Annotated in this window: 18 protein-coding genes and 1 riboswitch; of the genes, 12 read left to right on the top strand and 6 right to left on the bottom strand. The window is 73.0% G+C overall.

Translation table 11 applies throughout. The features are described 5' to 3' along the window. Positions 1-241: 241 nt before the first annotated feature. From J0911_RS11390 to J0911_RS11350, 9 genes are all read left to right on the top strand, one after another. Entirely contained in the window at positions 242-952 is a 711-nt protein-coding gene (locus J0911_RS11390) for a CpaE-like family protein (RefSeq protein WP_207275569.1), read from the top strand. An 8-nt stretch (positions 953-960) separates the two neighbouring features. After that, positions 961-2109 (top strand): TadA family conjugal transfer-associated ATPase, encoded by a 1149-nt coding sequence (locus J0911_RS11385; RefSeq protein ID WP_307865041.1) that lies wholly within the window; start codon positions 961-963, stop codon positions 2107-2109. Positions 2110-2114: 5 nt separating this feature from the next. Beyond that, positions 2115-3230: a type II secretion system F family protein gene (locus J0911_RS21115; protein WP_307865040.1), complete on the top strand. Its 1116-nt coding sequence runs from the start codon at positions 2115-2117 to the stop codon at positions 3228-3230. A gap of 74 nt (positions 3231-3304) precedes the next feature. Next, entirely contained in the window at positions 3305-3637 is a 333-nt protein-coding gene (locus tag J0911_RS11375; RefSeq protein ID WP_207275567.1) for a DUF4244 domain-containing protein, read from the top strand. Between the two features lie 2 nt (positions 3638-3639). Next, complete coding sequence (locus J0911_RS11370) at positions 3640-3990, top strand: TadE family type IV pilus minor pilin (protein WP_207275566.1); 351 nt, start codon at positions 3640-3642, stop codon at positions 3988-3990. Further along, positions 3987-4823, top strand: a complete 837-nt coding sequence (locus J0911_RS11365) for an Rv3654c family TadE-like protein (protein WP_207275565.1) — start codon at positions 3987-3989, stop codon at positions 4821-4823. The genes J0911_RS11370 and J0911_RS11365 overlap by 4 nt, the downstream gene beginning before the upstream one ends. A 75-nt stretch (positions 4824-4898) precedes the next feature. Next, positions 4899-5972, top strand: coding sequence for an ABC transporter ATP-binding protein (locus J0911_RS11360; RefSeq protein WP_307865039.1), 1074 nt, complete (start codon positions 4899-4901; stop codon positions 5970-5972). Then, positions 5969-6832 (top strand): ABC transporter permease, encoded by an 864-nt coding sequence (locus J0911_RS11355; protein ID WP_207275564.1) that lies wholly within the window; start codon positions 5969-5971, stop codon positions 6830-6832. Before J0911_RS11360 ends, J0911_RS11355 begins: the two co-directional genes overlap by 4 nt. A 3-nt stretch (positions 6833-6835) precedes the next feature. Continuing rightward, positions 6836-7069: a helix-turn-helix transcriptional regulator gene (locus J0911_RS11350; protein ID WP_307865038.1), complete on the top strand. Its 234-nt coding sequence runs from the start codon at positions 6836-6838 to the stop codon at positions 7067-7069. A gap of 74 nt (positions 7070-7143) precedes the next feature. Here J0911_RS11350 and J0911_RS11345 read toward each other — a convergent pair whose 3' ends face one another. After that, entirely contained in the window at positions 7144-7359 is a 216-nt protein-coding gene (locus J0911_RS11345) for a hypothetical protein (RefSeq protein WP_207275563.1), read from the bottom strand. A 110-nt stretch (positions 7360-7469) separates the two neighbouring features. Beyond that, positions 7470-7574, top strand: a riboswitch (TPP riboswitch). Between J0911_RS11345 and thiC the strand changes: the two genes are divergently transcribed. After that, positions 7569-9392 (top strand): phosphomethylpyrimidine synthase ThiC, encoded by a 1824-nt coding sequence (gene thiC / locus J0911_RS11340; RefSeq protein WP_207275562.1) that lies wholly within the window; start codon positions 7569-7571, stop codon positions 9390-9392. (Overlaps the previous riboswitch by 6 nt.) On the opposite strand, the gene J0911_RS11335 is transcribed toward thiC, so the two are convergent. Beyond that, positions 9389-9922 (bottom strand): MarR family winged helix-turn-helix transcriptional regulator, encoded by a 534-nt coding sequence (locus J0911_RS11335; RefSeq protein WP_207275561.1) that lies wholly within the window; start codon positions 9920-9922, stop codon positions 9389-9391. The two genes, thiC and J0911_RS11335, sit on opposite strands and share 4 nt — an antisense overlap. A 120-nt stretch (positions 9923-10042) precedes the next feature. Here J0911_RS11335 and J0911_RS11330 point away from each other — a divergent pair, with 120 nt between their 5' ends. Continuing rightward, on the top strand, positions 10043-10834 hold the full coding sequence (locus J0911_RS11330; RefSeq protein ID WP_207275560.1) for an SDR family NAD(P)-dependent oxidoreductase: 792 nt from the start codon (positions 10043-10045) through the stop codon (positions 10832-10834). A gap of 449 nt (positions 10835-11283) precedes the next feature. On the opposite strand, the gene J0911_RS11325 is transcribed toward J0911_RS11330, so the two are convergent. The 4 genes from J0911_RS11325 to J0911_RS11310 form a co-directional block, all read right to left on the bottom strand. After that, positions 11284-14028 (bottom strand): DEAD/DEAH box helicase, encoded by a 2745-nt coding sequence (locus J0911_RS11325; RefSeq protein ID WP_307865037.1) that lies wholly within the window; start codon positions 14026-14028, stop codon positions 11284-11286. Positions 14029-14131: 103 nt separating this feature from the next. Further along, positions 14132-14377, bottom strand: a complete 246-nt coding sequence (locus J0911_RS11320) for a DUF6457 domain-containing protein (protein WP_207275558.1) — start codon at positions 14375-14377, stop codon at positions 14132-14134. Continuing rightward, positions 14374-15069, bottom strand: coding sequence for a molybdenum cofactor guanylyltransferase (mobA, locus tag J0911_RS11315; protein ID WP_307865036.1), 696 nt, complete (start codon positions 15067-15069; stop codon positions 14374-14376). Before mobA ends, J0911_RS11320 begins: the two co-directional genes overlap by 4 nt. Continuing rightward, a complete protein-coding gene (locus tag J0911_RS11310) occupies positions 15066-16496 on the bottom strand; it encodes a molybdopterin molybdotransferase MoeA (RefSeq protein WP_307865035.1) in 1431 nt (476 codons plus the stop codon). Before J0911_RS11310 ends, mobA begins: the two co-directional genes overlap by 4 nt. 467 nt (positions 16497-16963) lie before the next feature. On the opposite strand from J0911_RS11310, the gene J0911_RS11305 reads away from it, so the two are divergent. Next, positions 16964-18262 carry an MFS transporter gene (locus J0911_RS11305; protein WP_207275758.1) on the top strand — a complete coding sequence of 433 codons (1299 nt, stop codon included), beginning with the start codon at positions 16964-16966 and terminating at the stop codon, positions 18260-18262. Position 18263: the final 1 nt, after the last annotated feature.

Genomic DNA, 18263 nt, shown 5'->3' with positions numbered 1-18263 from the left:
GGGCGGGGTGCGAATTTCACCCGCTCCGGACGGTCGTCACCGACACATCGCCTCTTCGGGAGGACCGCCGCGAGGCCCTCACCACGGAACGACGCCGACCACAAGGGCGTGGAACGGGGGCTTGTCGACAGCCCGCAGCACGGAGCGGCCCGGGGCGGCCGCGCACGGTGAAGGCTGTTGCCACGCGCCGGACGACGGCGGGGTCAACGGCCGGCGGCGCTCGGCGGACAGGGGGATCGACATGGGGCGGGACGGGCGGGTGATCGCCGTGACCGGGGCGAGCGGAGGCGTGGGAGCCACCGTGGTGGCTGCCGCGGCGGCGCTCGGGATGGTCGGGAGGGATGAGCCGACCGTGCTGGTCGACCTCGACACCGGCGCACCGGGCGTCGAGATCCTGCTGGGGGTGGAGGAGGCCCGCGGTGTGCGATGGCCCGAGCTGGCCGCCGCACAGGGCGAGGTCGACGGTGAGGCCCTCGTGGCCGCCCTCCCGTCCTGGCGCGGGGTGGCGGTGGTGAGCGGCCGACGGCGGTCCGAGCCGCCGTCGGACGACGTCGTGCTCGACGTGTGCGCCGGCATCGTGCGATCGGGTCGCACCGTCGTGCTCGATCTGCCGCGGCCGAGCTCCTGGACCCGCGCGGCGCGAGCGCTGCTGCAGGCATGCGACGTGGCGGTGCTCGTGACGCCGCTCAGCTTCCCGGGGGCCGCCGGCGCCGAACTGGTGCGCGACCAGCTCGTCGCCGCCGGTGCCGGTGACGTGCGTGTGGTGGTACGCGGTCCCGCTCCGGGCCAGGTCGATCCGGATGCGCTCGGTGCGGCGCTCGGGCTGTCGGTGGACGGCATGCTCCAGCGGGACCGGTCCCTGCCCGCGGCGATCGAGCGTGGCGACGGGCCGCCCGCCGGGCGCCGCAATGCCGTGGCACGGCTCGCGGCAGACCTCGGTGCGGCGCTGTGACGGCCGGCGTGCTCGACCGAGAGCTGCTCGACGACGTGCGGGCGCGGATCACGCGGGGAGGCGTGGACTCCGCCGAGGCGGTCCGGCAGGCGGCGCGGGACAGCGGACGAGTACTGGGATCCACCGTCCTCAACGAACTGGAACGGTCGGCGCGCGCCGAACTGCACGGAGCGGGTCCGCTGCAGGATCTGCTCGAGGGTCCGGATGTCACCGATGTGCTGGTCAACGGACCGGACGACGTCTGGGTGGATCGTGGCCGGGGACTGGAGCGCGTCCCCCTCTCCCTGGGAACGGCCGCGGACGTGCGTGCTCTCGCCGTCCGGCTGGCGGCGATCGGTGGGCAGCGCCTGGACGACGCCCGGCCGAGCGTCGACGCGCGTCTGCCCGACGGCACCCGGCTGCACGCGGTCCTGGCACCCATCGCACCCACCGGTGCCGCGATCTCGCTCCGGGTGCTGCGCTCCCGGGCGTTCTCGCTGGAGGAGCTCGTGGCGAGCGGAGCCCTGCCCGGCGCCTGGGCGGGGCTGCTCCGGGCCCTGGTGCTGCGGCGCGCGAACGTCGTGATCAGCGGTGGTACGGGAACGGGAAAGACGACGCTGCTCGCTGCGCTGCTCTCGCTCGTCGGTACCGGGGAGCGGATCGTCACCGTCGAGGAGGCTCGTGAGCTCACTCCCGACCACCCGCACGTCATGCCCCTGGCCACACGGCGTGCCAACGTGGAGGGCGCCGGCGGCATCGGCCTCGCCGACCTGGTGCGGGACGCACTTCGGATGCGGCCCGACCGGATCGTGCTGGGCGAGTGCCGCGGGGCAGAGGTTCGTGAAGTGCTCATGGCCATGAACACCGGCCACGACGGCGGGTTCGCGACCCTGCACGCCAATGCCGTCGCCGTGGTTCCGGCGCGGTTGGAGGCGCTCGCAGCGCTGGCCGGGATGCCGCGCGACGCGGTGGCGGCACAAGCCGCCGGTGCGCTCGACGTGGTGCTCCACCTGCGTCGAGAGCGTGGCGTGCGGTTCCTCGCGGAGATCGGCGTCGTGCGCCGGGACGTGGGCGGCGAGCTCCTGGTGCGCCCCGCGGCACGGTGGTCCGGACAGGGGGCGTTCGAGACGGACACGGCCGCCTGGCCGGAGCTGGTCAGGCGGTTCGGGCCGTGGTGAACGGCGTGCCGGGCGAGAGCCTGTCGGTTCTCGCGGTCGGCGCACTGGTCGCGACGGCGGTCCACCTGGGCCTTGCGCCGACCGGTCGGCGCGTGAGCGAACTGGGGATCCGGATCACGTCGCGCGACACGGAGCCGGGCGAGCGTGTGCTCCGTGCGGCACGCGGTCCTCGCACCCGGGGAACCCGTCGCGGGCACGCCGCTCCGGTGCGGGTCACCGTGCTCCAGGTGGTCGCCCTGCTGCGGGCCGGAGCCTCACCCGGGACGGCATGGTCGCGGGGTGCCGGGGTGCCGGTGGACCTGGCGGGCGTGCCTGACGGTGATGCGCTCCGCCCCTCGCTCGGGGCCGCGAGCGCCCGGGCCGTCGTGGCGGCCACGCGACTCGCTCTCGCAGTCGGCGCTCCGCTGGGACAGGTGCTGGAGTCGGTCGCCGACTCGCTCGCCCGGGACGCGGAGGCGCGGGCCGAACGTGACGCGGCGTTCGCCGGGCCGCGCACGACCGCACGCGTCATCCTCTGGCTGCCCGTGGCCGGTGCGTGTCTGGGCGGGCTGCTCGGCGCCGACACGACCGCCGTGGCGACGGACGGGGGCATCGGCACCGTCACGTCGGTCCTCGGCGTGGTGCTCCTGGTCGCCGGATGGGCATGGTCCACGCGGCTCGTGACGCTGGCGCGCGGCGACCGGTCCGGCGCGGAGCTCGATGCGCAGGTGGTGCTCGATCTGCTGGCGTCGGCCCTCCGCGCCGGCGCCGGGGTACCACGGGCGCTCGGCGCCGTCGGGCATGCGGCGGGCGGGAGGTACGGGATCGCGCTGCGGGGCGCCGCGGATGCGCTGGTGCTCGGTGCGCGGTGGGAGCAGGCATGGGCCGGGGCGCCGGACGCGCTCGCGCCGGTCCGGCGTGCGTTGCGTGCCGCCTGGGTGGACGGCGTCGCGCCGGGTGAGGCGCTGCGCGCGGCGGGCCAGGAGATGCGCAGGGAGAGGAGCGCCGCGGCGAGGACGGCCGCGGCTCGGCTCGGTGTGCGGCTCGTGCTGCCCCTCGGCTGCTGCTACCTGCCGGCGTTCGTCCTGGTCGGCCTGGTTCCTGTGCTCCTGGCGCTGGGGATCGACCTGCTCGGGGCCTAGCCGAGGATGCGCGGCGCCGCACGGAAGAGGACTCCCGCCGCAGGGGCGGCGGGCCGACGAAGGAGGAGATCACGATGACGGACACGAAGACCACCACGAGGGCCGGGGCCGCCCGTTCGGTCGAGTGCGCGCCGAGAGCCGGATCCGGGCGGGCCGGGACGGAGGAGTCGCACGAGGAGAGAGCGTCTCCCGCGGCGGGCGAGGTGCCCGAGGCCGCGGGACCACGGGGTGCGGTCCCGCGGGAGGCCGCGCGAGACGGCTCCGAGGCGGGAATGGCCACCGCCGAGTACGCGATCGCCACGCTGGGAGCGGCGGGGTTCGCGGGGCTGCTCATGGTCGTCCTCAAGGGAGGTGACGTGAAGTCGTTGCTCACGTCCCTGATCACGACGGCACTCTCGGCGAGCTGAGCATGACCGCGAACCGGGAGGAGGAGCGAGGGACCGTGACGGCGGAGCTCGCCGTCGCGCTCCCTGCCGTGGTTCTGGTCCTGGTCGCGGTGCTCACGCTCGTGGCCGCGTCCATGGCGCAGATGCGCGCCGTGGACGCGGCCCGGGCGGGAGCCAGGGCGGCTGCGATCGGCGACGAGGACGCGGCGGTCGCCCGAGCCGTCGCACGGGTCGGCGGCGACGACGTGGACCTGGCGGTCGAGCGCGAGGGCGAATGGGTACACGTGACCGTGACGAAGCCTGTCGTGAACGGGTGGGCGTCGGCCGGCCCGCTGCGGGCGCGGGCGACGGCGACGGCCTGGATCGAGCCATGAGCCGGCGGGCGTCCGAGCGCGGTGCGGGGAGCGTCCTGGTCCTGGGGGTCATCGGCACGGTGCTGGTGCTCACGACCGGGCTCGCCGCGCTCGGGGCCGCGCAGAACAGCCGTGGTGTGGCGCAGACAGCCGCCGACCTCGGCGCCCTCGCCGGTGCCACGGCGTTCCAGGCCGGCCTCGATCCCTGTGCGAAGGCGTCGTCCGCCGTCGTCCGCAACGGAGCCAGGGCGGCGTCGTGCAGGGTGGAGGCGGCGGGTGCGGTGCGGGTCGAGGCCCGCCGGCCGGTGGCTCTGCCCGGCGGCTTGTCCGCGCTGGGCACGGCTCGCGCGGACGCGCGCGCGGGGCCGCGGACGGGGCCGGCCGGCGAGGAACGGGCCGAGGGGACGACGGCGGTACCGGGCCGGGCCGCCGCTCTGGCTGACGCGGCCGCGAGGCACGCGAACGGCCGGATCCCGCGCCACCTCCTGTGCGAGCTGTCGTTCGCCGCCGACCACCGGCTGAGGTGTGACGCCGCCGTGGCGATCGAGAGGCTCGACGTGGCGTTCCGTGCCGCGTTCGGACGCGGTCTGGCGGTGCGTGGTTCGTACCGGTCCTACGAGGCCCAGGTGGCGGTCGCGGCGAGCAAGGGCTCCCTCGCCGCGCCGCCCGGGACCTCGAACCACGGTTGGGGCCAGGCCGTCGACCTGGGTGGCGGCATCCAGTACTTCGGGACGGCGGAGTACGCGTGGATGGTGGCGAACGCCGGCGCGTACGGCTGGGTCCGACCGGGCTGGGCCGCGCCCGGCGGTTCCAAGCCGGAGCCGTGGCACTGGGAGTACGGCACGGGAGCGTGACCGGCAGAGAAAATCTCGTGACAGGGCACCGCTACGAAACGTAGTATCTCTACTACGAAAAGTATGGAGGGTGTGATGACGCAAAAGCAGCCGTCGCAGGAGTCGACGGACATGGCGATCGATGTCCGTGACCTGCGAATGCGCTACGGAACGAAGGACGTGCTCACGGGCGTCTCGTTCGCGGCGCGGCGCGGAGAGGTGCTGGCGCTGCTCGGGCCCAACGGAGCCGGCAAGAGCACCACCATCGAGATCCTGGAGGGGTTCCGCACCCGGTCCGCCGGTCAGGTCACCGTGCTGGGGCAGGACCCGGCGCACGGCGACGAGGCCTGGCGGGCCCGGCTCGGTGTCGTGCTGCAGTCGTGGCGGGACCACGGCCGGTGGAAGGTGCGCGAGCTGCTCGACTACCTCGCCAGGTTCTACGTGCCGTTCTCGGATCCCCGGATCGAACGGCCGTGGAACGTGGACGAACTGCTCGACGCCGTCGGCCTGACGGAGCACGCGGACCAGAAGGTCAAGGCCCTCTCCGGTGGCCAGCGGCGCCGACTGGACGTGGCGATCGGGATCGTCGGCAAACCGGAGCTGGTCTTCCTGGACGAGCCGACGGCGGGCTTCGATCCGCACGCCCGGCGCGAGTTCCACGATCTCGTGCACCGGCTGTCCGACTTCGAGAACACGACGATCCTGATCACCACGCACGATCTCGACGAGGCGGAGAAGCTGGCGGACAGGATCCTGATCCTGGACGAGGGCACGATCGTCGCGAACGGATCCGCCGACGAGCTCGCTCGCCAGATGGCGCAGGGCGCGGAGGTGCGCTGGACCGCGGACGGCCGGCGTCACGTGCACGCGGCCGAGCAGAGCGACCCCACCGGCTTCGTCCGCGACCTGTTGACCAAGGACCCCGGCGTGACCGAGCTCGAGGTGCGGCGGGCCAGCCTGGAGGACACCTACATGGCACTGGTGCACCGTGCGGAGACGGGGCAGAGCGGACCGGGGAACGACCAGGCCGGCACCGACGGGACCCGCGCCGAGGAGCCTCACGCCGGCCAGCCGCGTGCCGACGGGTCCGTTTCCGGCGCACAGGCCCCGGACGGGTCCGTCGACGACGGGACGAGCAAGAACGACCAGACCCAGGAGGTGCGCTCATGACGGTGGCAACGAACGACGCGCGGTGGGCCGCGGCTCGCGCCGGCCTGGTCCGCGGCTGGCTGGAGACCAAGCAGTCGCTCCGCGAGCCCGGGGACGTTCTCTGGTACTTCCTGATGCCGGTGATCTTCGCGGTCGTCCTGCTGTTCATGCGCGGCAACACGCTGCCGGGCACCGACTTCGAACTGGGCGCCATGGTCCTGCCGAGCATCGTCGGCATGTCGATCGCGTTCGGAGGGCTGACCGGCCCGGCCGGGACCATCGCGACGGATCGTGAGGACGGCACGCTGCTCCGGGCCAAGGCCACGCCCAACGGCATGATCGGCTACCTGGTCGGCAAGATCGTCATGTTCGGTGCGACCACGTTGATCAGCATCGTCCTGCTGATCATTCCCGGTCTCACCGTGGCGGGTGACCTGCGCCTCGATGCCCGGACGTGGCTGCTGCTGGCCGTCATCTTCGTGCTGGGCCTGGTGACCACCGTTCCGATCGGAGTGGCGCTCGGGTCGTTGTTCAAGAGCGCCTCGCAGGTCGGGCTGTTGTTCCTAGGATCGATGGTGCTGCTGGTGCCGTCCGGGATCTTCTACCCGATCACGGCCCTGCCGGCCTGGCTGCAGTGGGTGGGCCAGGTGTTCCCGTACTACTGGCTCGGTCTGGGCGCACGGTCCGCGATGCTGCCGGCGGAGATGGTCACGGCGGAGATCGGCGGCTCGTGGCGGACCCTGGAGATGTTCGGTGTGCTCGGTGCCTGGGCCGTCGTGGGCTTCGTCGTCGCGCCGATCGTGCTGCGGCGGATGGCCCGCCGGGCGTCCGGGGCCGCGGTGGCCGAGGCGCGTGATCGCGTCATGGCACAAGGCTGGTGAGCAGTGGGCGAGACCTCCGACGTCGTTCACAACCGCATCGCGATGCTTCGGGCCGAACGAGGCATCTCACGGCGCGAGCTCGCCGAGGCTCTCGGGGTGCACTACCAGACGGTCGGCTATCTGGAACGAGGGGAGTACAGCCCGTCGCTGTACCTGGCGCTCCGGATCGCCGAGTACTTCGACGTGGCGGTCGAGGTGGTGTTCTCCACGCGCCCGTTCAAGCGGCTCGGGGAATGAACGACGGCATGTGACGCCGTGCGGACCTGCTCCCGCTCCGTCCGCGGGGTGGGAGCAGGTCGTCGTGTGCCTGGTCAGCCCTGATCCTCCGGCTCCACCGGCCGGTTCAGCACGGCGACGGTCCCGTCGTCGTCGACCCGGAGCCGGCGGGGATCGCCGTCGGCGAGATCGAGTGCGGCCTCGAGGAGAACCGGGTGGACGGAGCCCCACCTGGCGGGCAGCCAGTGGTAGGTGCGCAAGGCGTCGAGAACCGGCCCTGGGGGTACGCGTTGCACTGTCATGTCGTCCACGGCGTCATATCATCCCAGGTCAGAGGCTATTTTGCGAACCAGGGGCCGTTCTCTGGCGGCGCGCGGCCAGCCTGTTGACGTGCGGCGGCTCCGATGTTGTAACGTGACCCTCGATCCCACGGGTGCCCTCGCAAGGGCTGAGATCGGGCTGGTGCGGCCCGGACCGTCGAACCTGTCCGGGTAATTCCGGCGTAGGAAGTTGGAGAGTGATGACTGCCATCCCTTCGCGCACGCTCACGTACGACGTCGACCACGAGAGCGGCCTGCAGATTCCCGTCACCGAGATCACGCTCGCGCCGTCGCCCGACGGCACCGAGAACACCCCCGTGCGCGTCTACCGGACCGACGGCCCGGCGTGCGATCCCAGCCGCGGACTCCCGGCCGCCCGGGCCGACTGGATCGCGGGCCGCGGCGACACCGAGGAGTACGAGGGCCGCGCGGTTCAGCCGACCGATGACGGCCGGGCGGCGGTTCGGCGCGCCGAGCGCTCGTCAGCCGCTGAGGACGCGGCGGACCACGACCGCCGTCGGGCGTCCGCCGACGAGTGGAAGGGCACCGCGCGCCCGCCACGCCGCGCGCTCCCCGGGCGCACCGTCACCCAGCTGCACTACGCGCGCCGGGGCGAGATCACCCCGGAGATGCGCTTCGTCGCCCTCCGGGAGGGGTGCGACGTCGAACTGGTCCGCTCGGAGGTCGCGGCCGGGCGCGCCATCATCCCCAGCAACGTCAACCACCCCGAGTCGGAACCGATGATCATCGGCCGGGCGTTCACCGTGAAGGTGAACGCGAACATCGGGAACTCCGCCGTGCACAGCTCGGTCTCCGAGGAGGTCGAGAAGCTCCAGTGGGCGACCCGCTGGGGCGCGGACACCGTGATGGACCTGTCCACCGGTGACGCCATCCACACCACCAGGGAGTGGATCCTGCGCAACTCTCCGGTCCCGATCGGCACCGTTCCGATCTACCAGGCGCTGGAGAAGGTGAACGGCGACGCGAACGCGCTGACCTGGGAGATCTACCGTGACACGGTGATCGAGCAGTGCGAGCAGGGCGTGGACTACATGACCGTGCACGCCGGCGTGCTCCTGCGGTACGTGCCGCTCACGGCGGACCGCGTCACGGGCATCGTCTCGCGCGGCGGGTCGATCATGGCCGGATGGTGTCTGGCGCACCACCGGGAGAACTTCCTCTACACCCACTACGACGAGCTCTGCGAGATCTTCGCCGCCTACGACGTCGCGTTCTCCCTCGGCGACGGTCTGCGCCCCGGTTCGATCGCGGACGCGAACGACGCCGCGCAGTTCGCCGAGCTCGACACCCTCGCGGAGCTGACGAAGCGCGCCTGGCAGCACGACGTCCAGGTCATGGTCGAGGGGCCCGGGCACGTCCCGCTGCACCTCGTACGGGAGAACGTGGAACGCCAGCAGGAGCTGTGCGACGGTGCGCCCTTCTACACGCTCGGACCGCTCGTGACCGACATCGCTCCCGGCTACGACCACATCACCTCGGCGATCGGCGCGACCGAGATAGCCCGGTACGGCACCGCGATGCTCTGCTACGTCACGCCCAAGGAACACCTCGGGCTGCCGAACAAGGACGACGTCCGCACCGGCGTCGTGACCTACAAGATCGCCGCGCACGCCGCCGACATCGCCAAGGGCCACCCCGGCGCGCGGGACCGCGACGACGCGTTGAGCAAGGCCCGGTTCGAGTTCCGCTGGCGGGACCAGTTCGCGCTCTCGCTCGACCCCGAGCTCGCCCAGGAGTACCACGACGAGACGTTGCCGGCCGAGGCGGCCAAGACCGCGCACTTCTGTTCCATGTGCGGGCCCAAGTTTTGCTCGATGAGGATCTCTCAGGACATCCGGGACGAGTTCGGTGGCGCCGCCGAGCAGCAGGCGATCGCCGGGGCGGCACCGGGCGGGCTCACCGCGGAGGAGGCACGCGCGGGCATGGCCGCCAAGTCCGAGGAGTTCCTCGCCGCGGGTGGCACCGTCTACCTCCCCGATCCTCAGGTCGGCGCCCCGAGCTAGCCTCCTGATCCCGGGGACCCGGGAGTGCTGCCCGTGGTGGCAGGCGCAGGAGGCGTCCAGCCCTCATCGCTCCGGATGGCACGCATGATGCGACGAGAGATCTCGCGAAGCTGCCGGGTCTGCGGCTTCGTCAGGCGGTCGAGCACCAGCTGGCGGACCGTGCGCACGTGACCCGGTGTCGCTTCGTGGACCTTCTTCCGGCCCAGGTCGGTGAGAATCGCCAGAGTGAACCGCCCGTCGGCCGGGTCGGGGGCGCGGCGCATCCATCCCTTGGACTCGAGCCGCGTGGCCGCGCGGGACAGCCGCGACAGCGAGCTGTTCGCGTACCCGGACAGGACGCTCATCCGCAGTGTGCCGTCAGGGGCGTGGGCGAGCGCGTACAGGACGCCGTACTCGAAGTGCGTCAGTTGTGCGTCTCGCTGCAGCTGTGCGTCCAGGGCCGCCGGCAACCACTCCATCACGGTGGCCACCGCGGCCCACGTCTCGAGCTCCTCGGTAGTCAGTTCCGCGGGCAGGTCGGGATCCGTCATGCCGCCACAGTAGCGGTGATCGCGCCCGAGGTGACTTGCTTGGGAAACTGTCCCGGCGTAGCGTCTGACTTGACTGAGCAAGTCATTGTCGCCACGGACGGGACGAGAGAGACGGTAACCATGGATCTGGAACTGGCCGGCAAGAGGGCCTTCATCAGCGGTTCGACCGAGGGCATCGGCTACGCGGTCGCCGAGAACCTGCTGCGTGAGGGAGCGGCGGTCGTCGTCAACGGCCGCGACGAGCGCCGGGTGCAGACCGCCGTCGAACAGCTCGAGGCGGAGGTGCCCGGAGCGGACGTGACCGGGATCGCCGCGGACTTCGCGGACCCCGAGCAGGTGCGGCGACTGCTGGCCCGGCTGGGGGCGGTCGACATCCTCGTCAACAATGTCGGAGTCTTCGGCGTCCAGAACTTCACGGAGATCTCCGACGAGGAGTGGCAGCGCTACTTCGACGTCAACGTGATGAGCGCGGTCCGGCTATCCCGGCACGCGATCGGCCCCATGCTCGAGAACGGCTGGGGCCGGATCATCTTCGTCGCGAGCGAGTCGGGCGTGAACGTCCCGGTCGACATGACGCACTACGGCGTGACCAAGGCCGGGCTGCTCGCGCTGGGCAACGGCCTGGCCAAGGTCACGCGGGGCACCCGGGTCACGGTCAACACGATCCTCGGTGGGCCGACCTACTCCGACGGCGTCGCCCGCACGGTCGAGCAGATCGCCCAGGCCCGGAACATGGCGGCCGAGGACCTCAAGAGCGCGATCGTCGCCGGCAACCAGACATCACTTCTGCAGCGCTTCATCGAGCCCGTCGAGATCGCCGACCTGGCTCTCTACCTGGCCAGCTCGCGTTCTGCCGCCACGAACGGCGCGGCGGTGCGTGCCGACGGCGGCGTCCTGACGACGATCTTGTGACGTGACACGAGCGTTGACCACGACCACGACGGCCGGGCGGAACGCCGTCCGGCCGCCGCACCCGGGGGCATCGAGGCAGGCCACGTCAGTGGCAAGCTCGTCATGACGGGAGCGGTGGCATGACCCGGGCCGGGTGTTGACGCAGCCGGCGGGGTGTCACCAGCCAGGGCGCTGAAACGGCCAGCCGCTCACCACGGCGAGAACGGCCACCCCGACGCCGAGACCGAGAAGGACGAGGATCATCGGCTCACGGCCAGGGACGGGATGAGGGGTGCGGCGAGGCCGGCGGGCCTGCCCACGGGGACCGCCGGGGCCGCCGGGAGAAGCATCTGGGGCATGTGAGACATTCTGGTTGTTCTTGCGGGTGACGGCCAGCAAAGTAGCAGTAGCCGCCGGATCGTCGCCGAGCCGGCGTCGTCGAGCCGGTGGTGCGAGCCCGCGCGTCGCCCTCACGGCGCGTGCGCGAGCACGGCATCCAGCAGCCGCACCGCCGCCGCTTTCTCCAGCGGCGAGTTGTACGACCCGCATTTCGGGGACTGCACGCACGCCGGGCAGCCGTCCGGGCACGAGCATCCGGCGATCGCGTCCCGGGTGGCCCGCAGCCAGGTCGCACCGAGCCCGTAGCCCCGTTCCGCGAACCCGGCCCCGCCCGGAAAGGCGTCGTAGACGAACACCGTGGCCTCGCCGGTGTCGGGGTGCAGTTCGGTCGACACCCCGCCCAGGTCCCAGCGGTCGCAGGTGGCCAGGAGCGGGAGCATCCCGATCGACGCGTGCTCGGCCGCGTGCAGGGCACCGGGTGCCTCGTCCGGAGAGATCTCGGCCGCCCGCAGCACGAAGTCCGGGACGGACCACCACACCGCCACGGTGCCGAGGGTGCGTTCGGGCAGTTCGAGCGCCTCCGTGCCCAGGGTCTGCAGATCCGGCAGGCGCCGCCGCTGGAAGCTCACCACCTGGCTGGTCACCTCGACAGGCCCGATTCCCCAGCTGATCGGTCCCCATGCCCGGGTGGTGATCCGCCGGTCCTCGCCGGAGCCGGGTGCCGTGTCGCCGGAGCCGGGTGCCGTGTCGCCGGCCCCGACGACGGTCACCTCCATCACCTCGCGCGACCACGTCCCGTAGTCGACGTCGCGTCGTACGACGACGGCCGTGCGGTCGTCGAGATCCAGGCGGTCCACCACGTAGGTGAGGCCCTGGTGCACGTAGACCGCGCCGTCGTGCACCTGACCGTCCGCCGAGGGCGCGTCCACCGTCCCCAGGAGCCGTCCCGAGCCGGCTTCCACGACCCGCACCGGCGCACCGCCCGACCCCCGCAGGTCCGTCAGACCTGCCGCGGACTGCGCGTGCGTCCAGTACCAGCCCGATGCCCGACGCCGCAGTGCGCCACGAGCGACCAGCACCTCCAGGACGTGGCGGACGTGCTCGGGGGCGCCGAACCGCACCAGGTCGGCCGACCGCAGCGGGATCTCCTGCGCGGCCGCGCACAGGTGCGGGGCCAGTACGTGCGGATTCGCCGGGTCGAAGACCGTGGCCTCGAGGGGCGCCTCGAAGACCGCTTCCGGGTGGTGCACGAGGTAGGTGTCGAGCGGATCCTCGCGGGCCACGAACGCCACGAGCCCGTCGGCGCCGGCGCGTCCCGCCCGGCCTGCCTGCTGCCAGAGCGATGTCCTCGTGCCGGGCCAGCCCGCCACGAGGACCGCGTCCAGTCCGGAGATGTCCACCCCGAGCTCCAGGGCGTTGGTCGTGGCCAGTCCCAGGATGTCCCCGGCACGGACGGCGCGTTCCAGCTCGCGGCGCTCCTCGGGCAGGTAGCCGCCGCGATACGCGGCGATCCGTTCGGACGGATGCACGGCGGCGGGCGCGATCGCGTGGCGCAGGTGGTCCCGGGCGCGTTGTGCCACCGACTCCGCGCCTCGGCGGCTGCGGGTGAACGCGAGGGTGCGGGCGCCGGCGGCGGCCAGGTCGGCGAGGAGGTCGGCGGTCTCGGCCGTGGCGGAGCGCCGGGGACTCTCCCGCGTACCACCGGGCGGGCCTGCCGGCTCGTGGGCGGGATCGGCGTCGAGCGCCCAGGGGTCGTCGACGCCGGCGTCGTCCCCGCGGTCGCCTCCCGTCCGCACGAAGCCGTAGCCCGCGACTTCGGGCGGCCGCCACAGCGCGAACGTGCGCCGTCCGGCGGGCGACGTGTCCCGGTCGACGACGGCGACCGCATCCGGGGGCATCCCGATCAGCCGCCCCGCGCTGACGCCGGGATCGGCGCTGGTCGCGGATGCCACGACGAACGTGACCCCGCGGCCTTCCCGCCCGCCCGGGAGGCCCTGTCCACCGTCGGGGGCGCCGCCTCCGCCGACCTCGCTGCTGCCTCCGTCGGTGTCGACCGTGGCATCGGCCGGGGGGCTCCCGTCGGCGCCGGCGTCGTCGCCGGCGCGGAGGCCCGCGGCGACCGGGCGCGGTGCGGGGCCGGGAAACGACGGGAAACTCGGGACGGTCGCGTAGTGCGCCGCGAGGCGCGTCAGCCGGCGCAGCACGTGGGACACGTGCGCGCCGAACACGCCGCGGTAGGCGTGCCCCTCGTCCACGATCACGTACCGCAACCCGCGCAGCAGCCGCGACCAGCGGCGATGCCCGGGCAGCAGGGCGAAATGCAGGAAGTCCGGGTTGGTCAGCACGACGTCCGCGTGGTTCTGGGCCCAGATCCGCTCCTCGCGCGGGGTGTCGCCGTCGCACGTGGTGACGCGCACGTCGCTCGCACCGGCGGCGTCGAGCACACGCCGCAGCGCGTGGAGCTGGTCCGCGGCGAGGGCCTTGGTGGGGCTCAGGTAGATCGCGGTCGGTCGCGGGGACCTCGCCGGCGACGGCGATCGTGGGTCGTCGCTCGCCGTCGGGCCCGCAGCGCCGTCGGAGGACCGGACGGACGACAGCACCGGCAGCCAGAACGCGAGCGACTTGCCCGAGCCGGTCGACGTCGCCAGCGCGACATGGCGGCCGTGCCACGCGGCGTCGGCGGCGTCGGCCTGATGGACCCACGGCCGGTCGGCCCCCAGGGCCTGGTACCCGGCGACGATCCGGGGGTCGGCCCATCCGGGCCAGTCGGCCCGCTCGCCGGCCCGCCCGGGAAAGGTCCGCACATGCGTGACGCGCTCCGCGCGCGACCCCTGAGCGGTGAGCACGTCGAGCAGCGGATGTTCGGCGAACGACACGGCCCAAGTCTGACAAACGAACACCGGGCGGCGATCGGCTCGCGGTCGCTTGAGCATCGTCCCGACGCGAAGACCGTCCCGCCGATCCAGGCAGGCTCGTGGGTCAGGCCTCCCGCGGCCAGCGGTTCGCCAGGGCCAAGGCCTTGCGCGCCGCGTTCGTGGTGTCTCCGGAGGCCGCCGCCAAGCCGGCCGCGTAGCCGACGGCGTAGGTGGTCAGAGGCGCGGCCGGCCTTGCGACGGCATGTGCCGCGTCCCGGGCCAGGTCGAGGACCGCGTTCATGTCCACGGTCCCGGGATCGAGCCCGAGCTCGGTCTCCAACGCGGCGATCCAGGTCTGCAGGTCGGTCATGCTCGTTCCTTCGGTGAGGGACCGGGGTGGACGCCCAGGTTCTCGGCATCGTCCCACGTGTCGACGTCTGCGGACAGACTGCCAGGGTCCGGGACGTCGAGCAGGCGCAGGCCGGACAGCAGCCGTCGCACGGAGATGCCGCGCCCCGGCGACGTGGCGTGTTCGACGGTGGTCGCGGCGAGCCGCTCCCTCAGCGCGGCGGTGCGATACATCCCGACGAGCCACTGCGCTCGCCCCTCGGCGACGAGATGCGCCCCGTCCACGCCGGGCTCTCCCCCGGCGACGGCGTCGGCGAGCCGCGGCACGGCGTCCGCGGCGCGCGGGACGTCGACGGCGAGGATCAGCACCCATGGCACGTCGCGCGGGGCCGGGGGCTCGGGAGCTCCCAGCGCCGCGAACCCCGCCGCGATCGCGGCCACCGGGCCGCCGAACGGCGGATCCTCCCTGGTGAGCAGGGTCCGGGGAGCGGCCGGGTGGGCAGCGACCGTTCCCGTCAGGTCGTCGGGGCCGACGACGGCGATCCGGCGAGCATCCCCTGCCGCGTCCAGCGCGAGGTGCAGGAGCGGGACGCCGTCGCGGGACCGCAACTCCGGCTTGGCGGCACCGCCGAGTCGGGTCGCGCGGCCGCCCGCGAGCACGATCGCGTCGTGCGGCTCGACGGCGGAGCCGGTCGCACGGGTGGAACCGTTCACAGCGGGACCACCGGCACCGCATCGCCCGGCTCGACCTTCTCGACGTCGGCGGGAACCACGGCAAGTGCGTCCGCCGCCAGCAGTGCCGACAGGTGATGCCCGTCGCCGGTGGGCTCTACGCCATGGGGCAGCACCCGTACCGGCACGACCTGCTCCCGGCCGCGCGGGCTGCTCCACCCGACGGCGGCCGGCCGGGACTCCGGCGCGCGACCCGGGCCGGGCAGCCCGCGCAGCCGCTCGATCGCCGGCCGCACGAACATGGCGAACGAGACGTAGGCGGCCACCGGGGTGCCAGGAACGGCGATCCACGGGACACCGCGCCAGCGCGCGAGCGCCTGCGGCCGCCCGGGCTTCATCCCCACGGCGGCGACATCGACGTCGGACACGGCTCCCGGCCGGCCGCTCTCGGGACCCGAGGCCGCTCCGTCGGGGGCCGCCCCCGGCAACCGCGGCGAGAGCACGGCCCGGACGACGTCGGCCGCACCGGCGGACACGCCGCCGGCGGTGACGACGAGGTCGATCCCACGGCTCCTGGACGGGGCCGCATCGCCTCCCCGGCGGGCGGGGTCCGCCGTGGTGACGGCGTCCGTGGTCGGGTCGCCCGCCCGGAGAGGGTTCGCCGCTTCGCCGACCGCCCTGTCCAGCACGGCGCGCAGCGCGGCGGGGTCGTCCGGCACCGGACCCAGCCGGACGACCTCCGCTCCTGCCGCCCGCACCGCGGCCGCGAGCATGAGCGAGTTCGAGTCGGTGATCTGTCCCGGCCGGGTCGGTGACCCCGCCGGGGCCAGCTCCGAACCGGTCGCGACGACCGCCACCCGAGGCCGTCGTCGGACACGGACGTGCGAGACGCCCGCGGCGGCCAGTCCCGCCACGACCGGTGCGGTCAGCTCGTCCCCGGCACGCGCGAGCACGGATCCCGCCGTCATGTCCGCGCCCCGCCGGCGGATGTGGTCGCGAGCCTGCCGTCCCAGTGTCACCGTGCCGGCGGTGCGGCCCGGGTCGCGGGGCAGAGCCGCGGAGCGACGAGACCCCGCCGCCGGGTCGAACCGGCCGGTCGACGTCCGCTCCACGGGGACGACGGCATCCGCGCCGGGTGGCAGGGGCGCACCGGTCATGATCCTGGCGGCGGTCCCCGGCGCCAGCGCGCGGGGTTCGTTCGGTGCGGCGGGGATGTCGGCCACGACGTGGAGCGTCACCGGTTCGGAGTCGGCGGGCAGGTCGCCGCTGCGAACGGCGTACCCGTCCATGGCGGCGTGGTCGAAGGCGGGGACGGCATGCGCGGCCCGCACCTCCTCGGCCGCCACCGCCGGACCGGGCTGCCCGCCGTCGACGACGTCCGCGAGCGCCGTCTCGCGCGCGGGCAGCGGCGCGACCATCGCGAGCACGCGATCGAGGTGCTCGGCCACGGTCCGGCTCGTCGGTTCCACGACGTCAACGCTAATGGTCCGCCGTTCGCGACGGGTTGCACGGTTCTCACCACCGAGGGGCACGGCCTGTGAGCCGCGGAGCGCCACCCTCCGCCGCCTCACACCGCACCGCGGACGCCTGTGCGTTCTTTCTTACGGTCGCTTCACCGCCTCATGACCGGCATGGAAACACCGCTTTCCTACCGTCGTCGCATCCGGTCCGACGTCGGGCCGGTGCCGGGAGCATCGTTCCCGGATGCCCGACGTCGTCGGGCACCAAGCCATCAGGGAGGCACCACGTGTCCGCACCGACCGCCCGAGAAGACGATCCCACTACCGCCGTCGCGCACACGGCGACCGCGACCGATGTGGCGCGGACCGGCGCGGCGGCAACCTCCGGGAAAGCAGCGACCATCGAGGCCGGCGACGCGACGACCGAAGCCGGCACGGCTCCCGCCCACGCCCTCGAGGCGGCCCGCGCGGCCGGCATCCGCGCCGCCGCGGAACGCCGGCACCACCGCACCGGCCGCTGGATCCAGCACTGGGACCCGGAGGACCCGACCTTCTGGAACGACGGCGGGCGCCGTATCGCCCGCCGCAACCTCCTCATCTCGATCTTCGCCGAGTTCCTCGGGTTCTGTGTCTGGGCGGTCTGGTCCATCGTCGTGCCGCAGCTCCCCGCGGCGGGCTTCGTCCTGACGACCGACCAGATGTTCTGGCTGATCGGCCTTCCCGCCCTGGTCGGCGCGACCCTGCGCATCCCGTACACGCTTGCCGTCCCCCTGTTCGGCGGCCGCAACTGGACGATCGTCTCCGCGACCCTGCTCCTGATCCCCTGCTCGGCGCTCGCCGTCGTCGTGCAGAACCCGGACACGCCGTTCGGGGTGCTGCTCGGTGTCGCCGCGCTCGCGGGCTTCGGCGGCGGCAACTTCGCGTCGTCCATGGCGAACATCTCGTTCTTCTACCCGGAGAGGGAGAAGGGAGCGGCGCTCGGGTGGAACGCCGCCGGCGGCAACATCGGCACGGCGGCCGTGCAGTTCGTGGTGCCGCTGGTGATCGTGACGAGCGCGGGCGTGGCGCTGGAGAACGCGGCGTACGTCTTCGTGCCGTTCGTCCTGCTGGCGATCTTCCTGGCCTGGCGGTTCATGGACAACCTCGGCACGGTGAAGGCCGACCCGCGCCAGTTCGCGATCGCCACACGCAGCAGGCACACCTGGCTCATCAGCTTCATCTACATCGGGACGTTCGGGTCGTTCATCGGCTTCGCCGGGGCGTTCCCGACACTCATGAACGGCCAGTTCCCCGAGGTCTCCCTGTCGCTGGCGTTCATGGGCGCCCTGGTCGGTTCGCTGGCTCGCCCGCTGGGCGGGATTCTCGCCGACCGGCTCGGTGGCGTGTCGATCACGCTAGTCTCGTTCGCCGCGATGGCGGCCGGCACCGTGGGTGCGATCTGGTCGCTCGGCACGCACCACTTCCCGATGTTCTTCGCGTCCTTCATGTTCCTCTTCGTCTTCACGGGCATCGGCAACGGGTCGGTGTACCGGATGATCCCCGCCGTCTTCCGGGTCGCGCGCGGCACCCCGAAGATGGCCGCGGGCTGCATCGGCATCGCGGGTGCGGCGGGCGCGTTCGGCGGGTTCCTGATTCCACGCGGGTTCGCGGTGTCGACGACCGCGACGGGTTCCCTCGTTCCCGCCTTCTGGGTGTTCATCGGGATGTACGCCCTGATGGCCGCTGTCTGCTGGTTCGTCTACGGGCGCGGTGAGATGCGCGCCGCGAAGGTCTGAC

The organism is Myceligenerans salitolerans (assembly GCF_017349295.1).
GTDB lineage: Bacteria > Actinomycetota > Actinomycetes > Actinomycetales > Cellulomonadaceae > Myceligenerans > Myceligenerans salitolerans.
The sequence above is the reverse complement of the archived record's forward strand: the minus strand, read 5'-3'. Positions and strand labels throughout refer to the sequence as shown.